Below are 14,122 nucleotides of genomic sequence, written 5' to 3'. Positions count from 1 at the left end.
CGCTCGGAGGGTGGTCTGGCTGTGTCTTCGCGAGGCCCGCCCCATCGTGCTGGTGGTCTTCCTCGCCCGCTTCGCCGTCGGGGCTCTCGGGGCCGGGTCCGGTGACCGCTTAGGCCAGTTACCTTGGGGCCGGATCGCCCTGGGCGCCCTCGCCTGGTTCTGCGTGACCGCCTCCGCCTATCTGCTCAACGGGGTGATGGACCTCCCGGAGGACCGGGCCAACGGCTCGCGGCGACCACTGGCCTCCGGCGCGCTGCCGGCCCGCGCCGCCCGCTGGGCGATCGCCGCAGCGACCGCGGCCGCGCTTCTTCTCAGCCTCAGTGACCTGGGGCTTTTTCTATGCGTGGGCACAGGCCTGTTCCTCGGCTGGGCCTATTCCGCGCCTCCGCTCAGCGCCAAGCGCCGCAGCTGGTCCTCCTCCGTCACCGTGATCGTCATGGGCCTGTGCACCTATGGCGCAGGCGCTCAGGCCGCGGGCGGTGAACCGCGCCCGGGCTTCTGGCTGTACGCCGTCGTGATGTCGGCCTGGATGGGCCTGGTCGGCGCGATCGCGAAGGATCTGGGCGACATCCCCGGGGACCGGGAGGGCGGCCGCCGTACGCTCGCGGTGGTGCGCGGCGAGAAGGCGGCGCGTACGGTCACGGCGGTCTGCGCGCCGGCGGTGGCCCTGGCGTTCGTCGCCGGCGCCCTCGTATACGACCCGCCGCTGCTGGCCGCGGCCGTGGTGCTGGCGGGCGGCGCCGGGTGGATCTCCTGGCTGTGTCAGCATCCCGCCAGCGGGCGGGAACGCGCTCCCTACCGGGCCTTCATGGTCTCCCAGTACGTGACCCATCTGGTGATCGCGGCCGTGCTGCTGCTCAGCCTTCTGACCGGCTGAAATGAGCGGCTATAGCAGACCGGCGAGGTGCGCGCCCGGGCATCGGGCAAACCTCCCGCTCCGGTTGAGCCGCGCCTGACGCCTCGTTAGCCTGCGCAGTCTGCGGTGCACACCGCCCCTCACCGGGCATGACAAGGACACAGACTCTTCCCCAGCCTCCCCCCACACTCCGTCTCTCCTCAAGGCAGGCAGCATGCTGCGCGGCATCGACGTCAGTTCGCATCAGAGCACGTTCGACACGGACGGACTCGCCTTCGTCTTCGTCAAGGCGACTGAGGGCCGTTCGTACATCAACCCACGCCAGTCCGCACAGGCGGCCCGCGCCCGCTCGGCGGGGTGCGTGGTCGGCTTCTACCACTTCCTGTGGCCCGGCAACATCGCGGCCCAGGCCGCCTATTTCGTGGAGAAGTGCGCCTCCCAGTCGCACGATCTGCTCGCCGTGGACTGGGAGACCACCTCCGAGGGCACCCACGCGAGCAACGCCGAGAAGGACCGGTTCATAAGGGAGGTCAAGAAGCTCCGCCCGGGCCACCGGGTGCTGCTCTACTGCAACCGCACCTACTGGCTGAACATCGACACCACGTCGTATGCCGGGGACGGGCTGTGGATCGCCGACTATGTGACGGCGGGCGAGCCGCGCATCAAGGCGACGTGGCGGATCCACCAGTACGCCGAGCACCCGGTGGACAAGAACGTGGCGCGCTTCGGCAGCAAGGCCGACCTGGTCGCCTGGGCCCGCAAGGAATAACCGGCGCCCGGGGGCGCTGTCGGTGGCGGCGCCTACCCTTCCGGTATGAGCTACGCAGACCTGCGCGAACTCCGCAGCGCGCTGACCACCGCGTCGGACATCGCCTTCGCCCTGGACGCCGCGCCCTCCGGGCAGGAGGCCGAGCAGCTCTCCGACGCGCTGCGCCGGGCGCTCGCGGCCGCCGGGGCGCTGGGGGCGGCGCATGGCGCCACGGGCTGCCCCGAGCATCCGCGCGGCGCGGTCGACCCGCTGTACGGGGACAAGGACGACCCGCTGCCGCCCGGATATGGCCGCTGTCTGCTGTGCAACGACCGCCGGCGGCGGGCGAGCGCGCAGCGGCGCGGCTGGCGGTGATCCGCCGGCCGCGCCGCGGGCTCCGGGCGCCGGAGCGCCGGGTTCAGTCCTTAGTTCTGGGCCGCCCAGAACTCCTCGAAGGAGAGCAGTCCGTCGCCGTTCGAGTCATGGGAGTTGATCACGGCCTGGGCGACCGGCTCCGTGACGTACGGGTCCCCCAGCTGAGCCATCACGCTCTTGTACTCGGCCGCGCTGATCAGTCCGTCCCCGTTGAGGTCGTACCGCTCGAACGCTTTCCGCGCCGCCTCGATGTCCGCCACGTGATCCACCCCTTCTGTGCGCTTGTCTGACCCGCACAGATTAGCGGGCCGGGGGCCCGGGGCCCGCGCGGCCGCGGCTCAGGCCGACTTCACCAGGTCGATGTAGCGGTCCCAGTCCCAGTACTGGCCGGGGTCGGTGTGGTCGGCGCTCGGCACCTCGTCGTGGCCGATGATGTGGGCCCGGGTCTTGGGCACGCCGTAGCGGTCGCAGACGGCCGCGGTCAGGGCCGCGGAGGAGGCGTACATCTCGTCCGTGAAGTACTCCGGCTTGTCGACCCAGCCCTCGTGCTCGATGCCGATGCTGCGGTTGTTGTAATCCCGGTTCCCCGCGTGCCAGGCGACGTCCTTCTCGCGCACGAACTGGCCGATGTAGCCGTCGGCCGAGGCGACCATGTAGTGCGCGGAAACCTGCTTGGCCGGGTTCTGGAAGATCTTCATCGCGTCCTGGAACGTCTCCTGCGTCACATGGATGACGACGAAGTCGATCGGATACGAGGTGGGGCGGCTGGAGACCCGGTAGTTGGAGGTGCTGGCCGGGATCCAGTGGGTGGGTGGGTAGGCGACGGCCGCGCGATCGTGTCTGGCCTCGGCGCGTGCGGGGGTCGTGGCGGCGGTGAGCCCCGCCGCGGCGGCGCCGAGGTAGGCGCCGGAGCGCAGCAGGGTACGGCGTGACGGGGTGCGGCCGTGCGTTTCCATGGGGGGTCTCCCGGGATCCATAGCCGTGACAGTGGGGGTGTGACGCGCGTAGCGCCGTTCCATGGTGGGGTGTCGACAGGGCCATGCCAAGGATTGCGAGGCAAAGAAAGAATTCGTGTCACGGTATGGACCTCTGAAAATCCGCCTTACGCAAAGACAACGCAAAGGAAATGCCTCACGACTGCCCACCATTAACAAGGCGGGTGTCATACCTCACCTTGGATTGAGTTGGTCGCGGCATCGGGCCTCTGCGATAGTGAAACGGGCGACCCCCATCGACCCGGGCCAGGTCGTTCACCCCTCTGCCACAGATGACACCCCTTTCCATCCGTGGCGCACACGAAAGAGGCCCCGCGTCGTCGCGAACCGACGGCAGGGGCCTCTTCGTCATACGGCGGGCATACGGCAGGCATCCGGCGGGCGCCCCGCCGGGACGGTCAGGGCTCGGTCACCCGCATCTCGAACCAGGTCGTCTTGCCGCGCGGCAGCAGATCCGCCCCCCACCGCTGGGAGAGCAGATCCACCAGCATCAGCCCCCGCCCGCTCGTATCGAGCTCGGCCACCGGCATCAGACAGGGCAGCCCGCGCGACGGATCGCGGACCTCCACCCTGATCCAGCCGCGCCGCCGCAGCATCCGCAGCCCGAAGGTGCGGGCTCCGGTGTGCCGCACGGCATTGCCCACCAGTTCGGATACCAGCAGCACGGTGTATTCGGCCAGCTGATGGGTCAGGCCCCAGTCACGCAGGACGACGTATTCGGCCAGCCGGCGGGCGGTGCCCGCCGATTCCGGACGGGAAGGCAGCCGCACCTCGTCGACCGCGGGATTTCCGAACAGGTCGACCGCCTTGGCGGCCGATTCGTCATCGACGGACGGCGCGCGCCGAGCCGCGGCCGTACCGATGCGCCGCTGCGGCTGCTCCATACCCTCCAAGCCCGCCATGCCCCCCATCATGGCCGCCCGACAGGCCCTTGGGGGCGGAACCGTGGGATTCCGAACACCCGAGCCCTAGGCTCCACAAACCCGGTCCAACATATGCCAGCGGCCGCGAGATGGCCCAAATACCCCACCTGACCAGCGATATCACGCCGCGTATGCGCGATCACCCAGCGTACCGGACCGGGTTGTCCAAGGGTCCGCGAGTGGCCAAACAAATTCGCTCGCACGGGGCATCCGCCGGGCCCGAACCCGCGCGGAAACCCGGCCCGGAACGCGCGCGGAAACCCTCGCGCAGACCCGGGCGGAAACCCTCGCGCAAACCCGGCCGGAAACCCGGGCGGCGGCCGCCGCCCGGGCCGCCGCTCACCGGAATTTGGCCTTCCCCGGCCCTTCCTCCACAAAGCTCCGCATCCCGATCTCGCGGTCCTCGGTGGCGAACAGCCCCGCGAACCAGCTGCGTTCGATGGCGAGACCCGTCTCCAGGTCGGTCTCCAGACCCGCGTCCACCGTCTCCTTGGCCGCGCGCAGCGCGATCGCCGGACCCCGCGCCAGCCGGGCCGCCCAGGCGTGCGCCTGCTCGTAGACCTCCTCCGCCGGTACGACGCGGTCCACAAGACCGAGCGTCAGCGCCTCGTCGGCCTTGACCTGACGGCCCGTGAAGATGAGGTCCTTGGCGCGGGACGGGCCGATCAGCCGGGCCAGCCGCTGGGTGCCGCCCGCGCCCGGGATCAGGCCGAGCAGGATCTCCGGCTGGCCGAGCTTGGCGTTCTCGCCGGCGATCCGGTAGTCGGCGCACAGCGCCAGCTCGCAGCCGCCGCCGAGGGCGTAGCCGGTGACGGCGGCGACGACGGGCTTGGGGATCCGGGCGACGGCGGTGAAGGAGTCCTGGAGGGCGCGGGACCGGGCCACCATCCCGGCGTGGTCCATGTCCCGCATCTCCTTGATGTCCGCGCCGGCCGCGAACACCTTCTCGCCGCCCCAGATCACCACGGCCCGTACGTCGTCGCGGCCGGTCACCTCCTCGGCGAGTTCCCGCAACCGGTCCTGTGTGGCGATGTCCAGCGCGTTCATGGGCGGGCGGTCCAGCCGGATGGTGCCGACGCCCTCGGCGACCTCGAGGTTCACAGTCATGGCCGCAGGTTAGCGTCCGTTAGCACGCGGCCCACAGACCGGCCGTTCTCCGCGCTGCCTCCCGCGCCTACTGGTCTCCTACTGGTCGGCCTTCCACTTCGACCACGACATGTTCCATCCGTTGAGCCCGTTGTCCGGCTGGATGGTCCGGTCGTTCGAGTTCTTCACCACCACCACGTCACCGATGATCGAGTTGCGGAAGAACCAGGCCGCCGGGGTCGACCTGTCGCCGCCGCCCCGCTGGTCGAAGAGGCCGACGCAGCCGTGGCTGACGTTCGCCGAGCCGAAGGTCGGCCGGCCCGCCCAGTAGTTGCCGTGGATGAACGTGCCCGAGGTGGACAGCCGCATCGCGTGCGGCACGTCCTTGATGTCGTACTCGCCGTCGTAACCGACCGTGGCGCCGTTCATCCGGGTCACCGCGAGCCGCTCGCTGATGACCATCTTGCCGTTGTACGTCTCGTAGCCGGGCGCGCCGGAGGTGATGGGGAGGGTCTTGATGGTCTTGCCGTCCCGCTTGATCACCATCTTCTTGCTCTTGGCGTCGACCACGGAGACCTGGCTGCGGCCGACGGTGAACTTGACGGTCTTCGTCTGCTCCCCGTACACACCCGGCCGGCCCTCGATGCCGTCGAGGTTCAGCCGGAGGGTGACCTTGGTGCCCGGCGCCCAGTACTTCTCCGGCCGGAAGTCCAGCCGGTCGTTGCCGAACCAGTGGCCCTCGATGGGCACCGACGGGGAGGCCGAGACCTCGATGCCGCGCTCCACGGCCCCGGGGTCGGTGATGCCCCGGGAGAAGCGGATCGAGACCGGCATTCCGACGCCGACCTTGGAGCCGTCCTCCGGTGTGAAGACGCCGAGGAAGGTCTTCTTGGGGCGGAGGGTGGTGAAGGCGGAGTGCTTCGCGGCGGTCAGGCCCTGGGAGTCCTTGGCGACCGCGTCGACCGTGTATGTGGTGTCGGAGCGCAGATGCCGGGCGGGCCGCCAACTGGCGCCGTCCGCGGCGATCTTCCCGTCCACCTCGTTGCCCTTGGCGTCCTTGACCTTGACGGAGGTGAGCCGGCCCTTCTCCGAGGTCACCTTGAGCGCGCCCTGGGTGTCGACGCCCTTCGCCCCGTCCTTCGGCGCGATCGCCACGACGGCGCGCGAGGTCTTGACGCCGCCCCCGCCCTTGTCGCCGTCCTTCTTCTTCCCGTCGTCCGACCCGCCGTCACCGCCGCCGCAGGCGGCCACGAGCAGCAGCATCGCCCCGGTCAGCAGCGCGGGCAGCCCCCTGCGGCCCCGCCTCGTCAATGACCCCATCGGCCCCATCGACCCCGACGGCCCCATCGACCCCGACGGCCCCGATATCGGCTGGTCTTCCACTACGGCTCTCCCCTCACCCCGCGCCGCGTCCCGCGGCACCCCCGAAGACACTGCGCACATGCGCGCATACGCGCCGGTGACAGGTAATCACATGTCACCGACAATGGGCTGCCGGTCCAATGTCACGGTTGCGTCCCAGGTGGGAGGGGTCAAGACCGCTCAGCCCCGGGCGTGCGGGGCGAAACGTGATGCTTGACCCGATCGCGGGCAGAACAGGTGAGAGGGCGGCAGCACTCCGCGCGGCACGGGACGCCGCGCGGGCTCAGCCGCGAACGCCGGAGGCGCCACGTGTCGAACGCAGCCGACCACAGGACGGCGCACAACGGGCTGCCCAGGCCCCGCTCGGGCGCGGCGGCCATCGAACTCGGCGCCCGCCGCGCGGACTCGGGGCCGCCGCCCGCGCCCGCGGCCCTCCCCGACCCGCACGGCGAGCCCGCCGGGGGCGCCCCGGTGTGGCCGGGCAGCGCGCAGCCGCTCGGGGCGCGGGTGCGGACCGGGCCCGGCGGGGTGGTGGGCATCAACTTCGCGCTGTGGGCCGGGGGCGCGGAGGCCGTGGAGGTGTGTCTGTTCGACGACGACGGCACCGAGATCCGATGTCCGCTCACCGAGCGGACGCATGAGATCTGGCACGGCTTCGTGCCCGGCGTGCTCCCCGGGCGGCGGTACGGCTACCGGGTGCACGGCCGCTGGGACCCGTGGACCGGCGCCCGCTGGAACCCCGCCAAGCTGCTGCTCGACCCGTACGCCCGCGCCGTGGACGGCGACTTCGCGGGCGCGGGGGTCGTTCCCCGCCCCTGGCACGGCCCCCTGCCGCCCGAGGTCTACGGCCATGTGCGGGACTGGCCGCAGCAGCACATCGCCGACACGGTGCGCGACGACCGCGACTCGGCGCCGTACGTCCCCAAGGGCGTGGTCGTCGGCGACGACGACCCGGGCGGCCCGCCCGACGAGTGGCTCGACGACCGGCGCCCGAAGACCCCCTGGGCCGACACCGTCCTCTACGAACTCCATGTGCGCGGCTTCACCAAGCGCCACCCCGGCATCCCGCCCGAGCTGCGCGGCACCTACGCCGGGCTCGCGCACCCGGCCGCGATCGAGCACCTCACCCGGCTCGGGGTGACGGCCGTGGAGCTGCTGCCGGTGCACCAGTTCGCCCACGAGGACCATCTGCTGCGGCGCGGGCTGCGCAACTACTGGGGCTACAACTCCATCGGCTACTTCGCGCCGCACGGCGCGTACGCGGCGACCGGCACCCGCGGCGCGCAGGTCGGCGAGTTCCGGCGGATGGTGCGCGCGCTGCACGACGCGGGCATCGAGGTGATCCTCGACGTGGTCTACAACCACACCGCCGAGAGCGGTGAACTGGGGCCCACGCTCTCGCTGCGCGGCATCGACAACCGCGGCTACTACCGCCTCCAGCAGGACCCGCGCCGCTACGCCGACTACACGGGCTGCGGCAACACCCTGCATGTGGTGCGGCCCCACGTACTGCGGCTGATCACGGACTCGCTGCGCTACTGGGTGACCGAGATGGGCGTGGACGGCTTCCGCTTCGACCTCGCCGCCACCCTCGCCCGCTCCGCGCACGACGTGGACATGCTCTCCCCCTTCCTGTCGGTCATCGCCCAGGACCCGGTGCTGCGCCGTGTCAAGCTGATCGCCGAGCCGTGGGACGTGGGCCCCGGCGGCTACCAGGTCGGCGCCTTCCCCCCGCTGTGGACGGAGTGGAACGACCGCTACCGCGACGCGGTGCGCGACTTCTGGCGCGGCGCCCTGCCCGACGTACGCGACCTCGGCACCCGGCTGTCCGGCTCCAGCGACCTGTACGCGTGGGGCGGCCGGGGCCCGTACGCCTCGGTCAACTTCATCACCGCGCACGACGGCTTCACCCTCCGCGACCTGGTGAGCTACGACCGCAAGCACAACGAGGCCAACGGCGAGGGCAACCGCGACGGCACCGACGACAACCGCTCCTGGAACCACGGCGCCGAGGGCGAGACCGAGGACCCGGCCGTACGGGCGCTGCGCCGCCGCCAGCTGCGCAATCTGCTCACCACGCTGCTGCTGTCCACCGGCGTCCCGATGCTGGTCGCGGGCGACGAGATGGGCCGCACCCAGGGCGGCAACAACAACGCGTACTGCCAGGACAACGAGACCGGCTGGCTGGACTGGGCGCTGCTGGAGGACCCGGGCTGGCGCGCGCTCGCCGACCTCACCGCCCGTCTGGTCCGGCTGCGCCGCGACCACCCCGTGCTGCGCCGCAGGACCTTCTTCTCCGGCCGCGCGCAGGGCCCCGACGGGCTGCGCGACCTGGCCTGGTTCACCGCGCGGGGCACCGAGATGACCGAGGAGGACTGGTACGCGCCGACCGCCGCGCTCGGCCTGTATCTGTCCGGCCGCCACATCGCGCAGCGCGACGCGCGGGGCGCCCCGGTCACCGACGACAGCTTCCTGGTGCTGCTGCACTCGGGCCCCGCGCCGGTGGACTTCACCCTCCCCGGCCCGCCCTGGGCCGCCTCGTACGAGCTCCTGCTGGACACCTCGCGGGAGGACCAGGACGCGCCCCCGAGCACCCCCCATCGCGCCGGCTCGCCGATCGTGCTCCCTGAGCGCGCGGTGCTGCTCCTACGCGCCGTCACGGCCACGGAGGCGGACCGGAAAACCGAGTGAGCGCTGTCAGTGCCGGACCGTAACCTCGGCAGGTGATGGCTGCGACAGATGAACGACTCAGGGGACCGGAAAGGGAAACGCACCGGAGCGACGCGGAGGGGGAGGCAGAGGGGGAAGCGGGAAGTCCGTCGGCGAGGAACGCGGGGCGCGGGCGCTCGGCCGTGCGCTCCCTCTCGCGCCTGTGGCCGTATCTGCGCCCGGTCAGAGCGCGCTTCTTCACGGCGGCCGGGGTCGCGGTCGTGGCCTCCTGTCTGGGCCTGGTCATCCCGCTCGTGCTGAAGTGGATGGTGGACGGGCCGGTGGCCGACCGGGACCCGGGCGGGGTGTGGCTGGGCGGCGCCCTGCTGCTGGTCCTCGGGATCGCGGAGGCGGGGCTGTTCGGGCTGCGGCGCTGGCTGGTGGGCCGCCCGCTGGCCGCCGTGGAGGCCTCGATGCGCACCGACCTGTACCGGCATCTTCAGCGGCTGCCGGTCTCCTTCCACGACCGCTGGTCGTCCGGGCAGCTGCTCTCGCGCGCGACGACCGACCTGATGCTGCTGCGGATGTTCCTCGCCTTCCCGCTCACCTTCCTGGTGGTCAACGGGGTCACGGTCCTCGCCGGGTTCGCCATCCTGTTCGCGCAGCAGTGGACGCTGGGCCTGGTCCTGCTGCTTCCGGCCGTGCCGCTGGTGGTCCTCTGCTCCGTCTTCGAGACGCGGTACGCGGTCGTCGCCCGCGCCGTCCAGGACCAGACGGGCGATCTGACCACGGTGGTCGAGGAGGGGGTGCTCGGCGTCCGGATCGTCAAGGGCTTCGGACGCCACCGCAGCCAGGCCCGCGCCTTCCGGGCGCTGACGGAGCGGGTCCGCTCGACGGAGCTGCGCAAGGCGGGCCTGCTGGCCACGATCTGGGCGCTGATCATGACCCTGCCCGAGCTGGCCATCGGCACGGCCCTGGTGCTCGGCACGGTGCAGGTCGCCAACGACGAACTGTCGGCGGGCACGCTCGTCGCCTTCCTCTCCACGGCGCTGACGCTGCGCTGGCCGGTGGAGTCGCTGGGCTTTCTGCTGGCGATGAGCCAGGACGCGGCGACCGCGACGGACCGGTTCTTCGAGGTGATGGACGAGCCGACGGCCGAGCCGCAGCCCGCAACACAAGAGGCCGCAGCACAGCAGGCCTCCGCGACGCGGAACGGCAGCGCGCCGAGCAGCGGCAGCGTGCCGAGCAACGGCAGCGCGCCCCGGGACGGGCTGCGCTTCGCGGGCGTGGAGTTCCGCTACGCGGACGCGCCGCCGGACGCCCCGCCCGTGCTGGCCGGGGTGGATCTGCACATCCGCTCCGGCGAGACGATGGCCCTGGTCGGGGCGACGGGCTCCGGCAAGACCACGCTCACCGCCCTGGTGCCGCGCCTCCACGAGCTGACGCACGGCCGGATCACCCTCGACGGGCGGGACATCACCGCCCTCCCCCGGGACGAGCTGCGCGAGCTGGTCGCCGTCGCGTTCGAGGAGCCCACGCTCTTCTCGGCGACGGCCGGTGAAAACGTCATGATGGGCGCGGCCGAGGTCACCGAGGCGGATCTCCTGCGGGCGCTCGACGTGGCCCAGGCCGACTTCGTACACGCCCTGCCGAAGGGCACCGACACCCAGGTCGGCGAGCAGGGACTGAGCCTGTCGGGCGGTCAGCGCCAGCGCCTCGCCCTCGCGCGCGCCGTCGTCGGGCAGCCCCGCTTCCTCATCCTCGACGATCCGCTGTCCGCGCTGGACGTGCACACCGAGGCCCTGGTGGAGGCCGCGCTCCGCCAGGTCCTGGCCACGACGACGGCGCTGGTGGTCGCCCACCGCCCGTCGACGGTGCTGCTCGCCGACCGCGTCGCACTGCTCTCCGAAGGCCGTATCACCGCCGTCGGCACCCACCACCAACTGCTGCGCGACAGCGCGGAGTACCGGTCGCTGATGTCCGGTGACGAACGGGAGGAGGCCCGATGACCCAGACCGCTCCCGGCACCGGAACCGGCACCGGAACCGGCACGAAGGCAGACCGGGCCGTGGACAAGCCCGGGGCGACCCCGGACGGCGACCCCTTCGACCAGGACGTGCTGCCCACCCCGAAGGGCGCCTCCCTCACGCTGCTGCGCTCGCTGCTCGCCCCGCGCCGCGGCCGGGTCTGGTTCGCGGCCGTCCTGCTGCTCCTCCAGCAGGCCGCGGTGCAGGCCGGCCCGCTGCTCGTCGCGTACGCCATCGACACCGCCGTGCCCGCCTTCCGCGACGGCGGCCACGGCCCGCTCATCGCCGTCGGCGTCGCCTACCTCGGCTGCGCGCTGGCCTCCGGGGCGCTCCAGTACACCTTCATCCGCACCTCGGCCCGGATCAGCCAGGACGTGCTGCTCGATCTGCGGGGCAGGATCTTCCGCCATGCGCAGGCGCTCAGCGTGGACTTCCACGAGCGCTACACCTCGGGACGGCTGATCTCCCGCGCCACCACGGACGTCGAGTCGCTGCGCGAGCTGCTCAACGAAGGGCTGGACGAACTGCTCGGCGTCGTTCTCTCCGGCTTCTACATCTCGGTGATGCTGCTGTATCTGGACTGGGGCCTGGGCGCGGCGGCCGTGCTCTCCTTCTGGCCGCTGTATCTGCTTGTCCGCCTCTTCCAGCGCCGCTCCATGCTCGTCTACCGCAAGCGGTCCACGGCCATCGCCGCCGTCATCGTCAAGTTCACCGAGACCATGAACGGCATCCGGCCGGTGCAGGCGTTCCGCCGCGAGCGGGTCAACGACGCGGACTTCCACGCGCTCAACCACCGCCACGAGCGGGTGAACGGGGACGCGATCCTGGAGATGGCCCGCTATGTGGTCGGCTCCCGGCTGGTGGCCAACACGGCGGTGGCCGCGATCGTCCTGTGGGGCGCGTACCGGGTGGCCTCCGGGGGCCTGGCGCTGGGCGTGCTGGCCGCGGCCGCGCTGTATCTGCGCAGGCTCTACGACCCCATCGACCGGCTGGGGATGTTCCTGAACTCGTACCAGTCGGCGGCCGCGTCGCTGGAGAAGATCGCGGGCCTGCTCGCCCAGCGGCCCTCGGTGGCCGAGCCCACCGACCCCAGGCCGCTGCCGCCGCGCTCCGCCGAACTGCCCGGCCGCGAGGTGGTCTTCGACGGCGTGCGCTTCGCCTACCGTACGGGCGGCGAGGTGCTGCCCCGCTTCGACCTCACGCTGCCCGCCGGGCAGACGGTGGCCGTGGTGGGCGCGACCGGAGCGGGCAAGTCCACCCTCGCCAAGCTGCTCGCCCGCTTCTACGACCCCACCGGCGGCCGGGTCCTGCTCGACGGCGTGGACCTGCGCGAGCTGGCCACACCGGAGCTGCGCCGCGGCGTGGTGATGGTCACCCAGGAGGCGTTCCTGTTCTCCGGCACGGTCGCCGACAACATCGCCATCGGCCGCCCCGACGCCACCCGCGCCGAGATCGAGCACGCGGCCAAGGCCATCGGCGCACACGACTTCATCGCCGCCCTGCCCGACGGCTACGACACCGATGTGCGCAAGCGCGGCGGCCGGATCTCGGCGGGCCAGCGCCAGCTCGTGGCCTTCGCCCGGGCGCTGCTCGCCGACCCGTCCGTGCTGATCCTGGACGAGGCGACGTCCTCGCTCGACATCCCGGGCGAGCGCGCGGTGCAGCGCGCCATGCACACGGTGCTGCACGGCCGCACCGCCGTCGTCATCGCCCACCGCCTGTCGACGGTGGAGATCGCCGACCGGGTGCTGGTGATGGCGGACGGCCGGGTCGTCGAGGACGGCTCGCCGCAGCGGCTGATCGCGGGCGAGGGCCGGTTCGCGGCGCTGCACCAAGCATGGCGGGAGAGCTTGGTTTGACCGCCACCGATGGGGACGACGGGGGAGACGCTGTGCAGACCGCCGGCAGCGCGGTGGAGGTGGAGTCACTCGCGTTCGCGGACGACTTCGAATTCGACCTGGACACGCCGGGCGAGGCCTCCGGCGAGGCGCTGGATCTCCTGCTCGCCGACCTGGCAGGCGACCTGGCAGGCGCCCCGGTCGAGCGCCCGTGCGAGTGGCTCGACGCACTGGCGCTGGCCCTGGAACACGGGGTGGACGCGGTGCTGCGGCGCGTGGCACACGCTGACCCACGCATCGGGCGGATCGCCGCGCATGTGCTGGCGTACGCGCGCCTGGACGAGGCCGCTCTCGCCGCCCTCCTCCCCCGGCTCCTGGCCTGCTTCGACCAGGTCGAGGACGAAACCGTCCGGGCCGCGCTGCTGTTGGTGATCAGCCGCGCGGCCGGGACCTCCGCGACGGCCGACGACCCGGCGGCCCGCGTGCTCCGCGAGTGGCTCACCGCCGCCGACCGGCCGGGGCTGCGGCTGACCGCCGCGCTGGCCCTGGAGCGCCGTGGAGCGTACGACGAGGCCGTCGCCGACGCCCTGGTGTCGGGGGTGGTCAAGGGCGGCGGCGCGGTGCTGGAGCCGCTGGCCTGGGCGGAGTGGGGCAGTGTGGAATGGCTCGTGTCCTACGCCTTCGAGGAGCGGGCCGGATGGTTCGGCCGGAGGTACGCGCCCTCCCCGGAGCGGAGGCGGACCCGGGTGGCGCACATCCTCCGGCTGATCTCCGAGGCGCCCACCCAGCTGGCCGTCGAGATCGCCGGGGGCATGCTGTACGACCGCCCCCGGTCCCAGCCGCTGGCGGCGGCGCTCGGGCGGCTGCTGAGCCACCCCGAACCGGCGCTGCGTTCGGCCGCGTTGTTCGGCCTCGCCCGGCACTACCCGCCGCCCGAGGCCGTACGCGACGACCTCGCCCGCGCCCAGTCCGACCCAGTGATCGGCTGGAAGGCCTCGGTCACCCTGGGCCGGATGGACGACGCGCGCGCCCTCCCCGCGCTCCTGAAAGCCCTGCCCGAACGGCGCAAGGAGGTCTACATCGCCCTGCGCCGGATGAGCGCGCACGCCGAGGTCCTGATGCCGGCCATCCGGGCCCGGCTCGCCGCCCCGGCCGACGAGCTGGAGACCTACGAGCTGACCCAGGTGCTGCACGAGTGGGAACACCCGGAGGAGGTGCCGGAACACGGGTGGTGGCTGACCTACTGAGCCGGGCCTTCTGCTG

At 72.1% G+C, this 14,122-nt stretch carries 12 protein-coding genes; 7 read left to right on the top strand and 5 right to left on the bottom strand.

Going from position 1 to position 14,122, the window contains the following annotated elements:
• The first annotated feature begins 10 nt into the window (after nt 1-10).
• From ACH4S9_RS13135 to ACH4S9_RS13125, 3 genes are all read left to right on the top strand, one after another.
• Nucleotides 11-877, top strand: a complete 867-nt coding sequence (locus tag ACH4S9_RS13135) for a UbiA family prenyltransferase (RefSeq protein ID WP_311730362.1) — start codon at nt 11-13, stop codon at nt 875-877.
• Nucleotides 878-1,070: 193 nt separating this feature from the next.
• A complete protein-coding gene (locus ACH4S9_RS13130) occupies nt 1,071-1,625 on the top strand; it encodes a GH25 family lysozyme (RefSeq protein WP_311730363.1) in 555 nt (184 codons plus the stop codon).
• 45 nt (nt 1,626-1,670) lie between these two features.
• A complete protein-coding gene (locus ACH4S9_RS13125) occupies nt 1,671-1,979 on the top strand; it encodes a hypothetical protein (RefSeq protein ID WP_311730364.1) in 309 nt (102 codons plus the stop codon).
• Between the two features lie 50 nt (nt 1,980-2,029).
• Here ACH4S9_RS13125 and ACH4S9_RS13120 read toward each other — a convergent pair whose 3' ends face one another.
• The 5 genes from ACH4S9_RS13120 to ACH4S9_RS13100 form a co-directional block, all read right to left on the bottom strand.
• A complete protein-coding gene (locus tag ACH4S9_RS13120; protein ID WP_311730365.1) occupies nt 2,030-2,239 on the bottom strand; it encodes an EF-hand domain-containing protein in 210 nt (69 codons plus the stop codon).
• A gap of 78 nt (nt 2,240-2,317) precedes the next feature.
• Nucleotides 2,318-2,935: a peptidoglycan recognition family protein gene (locus ACH4S9_RS13115; RefSeq protein ID WP_311730366.1), complete on the bottom strand. Its 618-nt coding sequence runs from the start codon at nt 2,933-2,935 to the stop codon at nt 2,318-2,320.
• Between the two features lie 437 nt (nt 2,936-3,372).
• On the bottom strand, nt 3,373-3,876 hold the full coding sequence (locus ACH4S9_RS13110; protein ID WP_311730367.1) for an ATP-binding protein: 504 nt from the start codon (nt 3,874-3,876) through the stop codon (nt 3,373-3,375).
• A gap of 360 nt (nt 3,877-4,236) precedes the next feature.
• Complete coding sequence (locus ACH4S9_RS13105; protein ID WP_311730368.1) at nt 4,237-5,004, bottom strand: enoyl-CoA hydratase-related protein; 768 nt, start codon at nt 5,002-5,004, stop codon at nt 4,237-4,239.
• A gap of 78 nt (nt 5,005-5,082) precedes the next feature.
• Nucleotides 5,083-6,312, bottom strand: a complete 1,230-nt coding sequence (locus tag ACH4S9_RS13100; protein WP_398371849.1) for an Ig-like domain-containing protein — start codon at nt 6,310-6,312, stop codon at nt 5,083-5,085.
• A 342-nt stretch (nt 6,313-6,654) separates the two neighbouring features.
• On the opposite strand from ACH4S9_RS13100, the gene glgX reads away from it, so the two are divergent.
• The 4 genes from glgX to ACH4S9_RS13080 all read left to right on the top strand — a co-directional run bounded on the left by glgX (nt 6,655) and on the right by ACH4S9_RS13080 (nt 14,106).
• Complete coding sequence (gene glgX / locus ACH4S9_RS13095) at nt 6,655-9,036, top strand: glycogen debranching protein GlgX (protein ID WP_398371673.1); 2,382 nt, start codon at nt 6,655-6,657, stop codon at nt 9,034-9,036.
• A gap of 161 nt (nt 9,037-9,197) precedes the next feature.
• On the top strand, nt 9,198-11,003 hold the full coding sequence (locus ACH4S9_RS13090) for an ABC transporter ATP-binding protein (RefSeq protein WP_398371671.1): 1,806 nt from the start codon (nt 9,198-9,200) through the stop codon (nt 11,001-11,003).
• Entirely contained in the window at nt 11,000-12,880 is a 1,881-nt protein-coding gene (locus ACH4S9_RS13085) for an ABC transporter ATP-binding protein (protein WP_358847342.1), read from the top strand. The genes ACH4S9_RS13090 and ACH4S9_RS13085 overlap by 4 nt, the downstream gene beginning before the upstream one ends.
• Nucleotides 12,877-14,106 carry a HEAT repeat domain-containing protein gene (locus tag ACH4S9_RS13080; protein ID WP_398371668.1) on the top strand — a complete coding sequence of 410 codons (1,230 nt, stop codon included), beginning with the start codon at nt 12,877-12,879 and terminating at the stop codon, nt 14,104-14,106. Before ACH4S9_RS13085 ends, ACH4S9_RS13080 begins: the two co-directional genes overlap by 4 nt.
• Nucleotides 14,107-14,122 lie beyond the last annotated feature (16 nt).

The organism is Streptomyces sp. NPDC021225, assembly GCF_044332865.1.
In the GTDB taxonomy this organism is placed as follows: domain Bacteria; phylum Actinomycetota; class Actinomycetes; order Streptomycetales; family Streptomycetaceae; genus Streptomyces.
The sequence above is the reverse complement of the archived record's forward strand: the minus strand, read 5'-3'. Positions and strand labels throughout refer to the sequence as shown.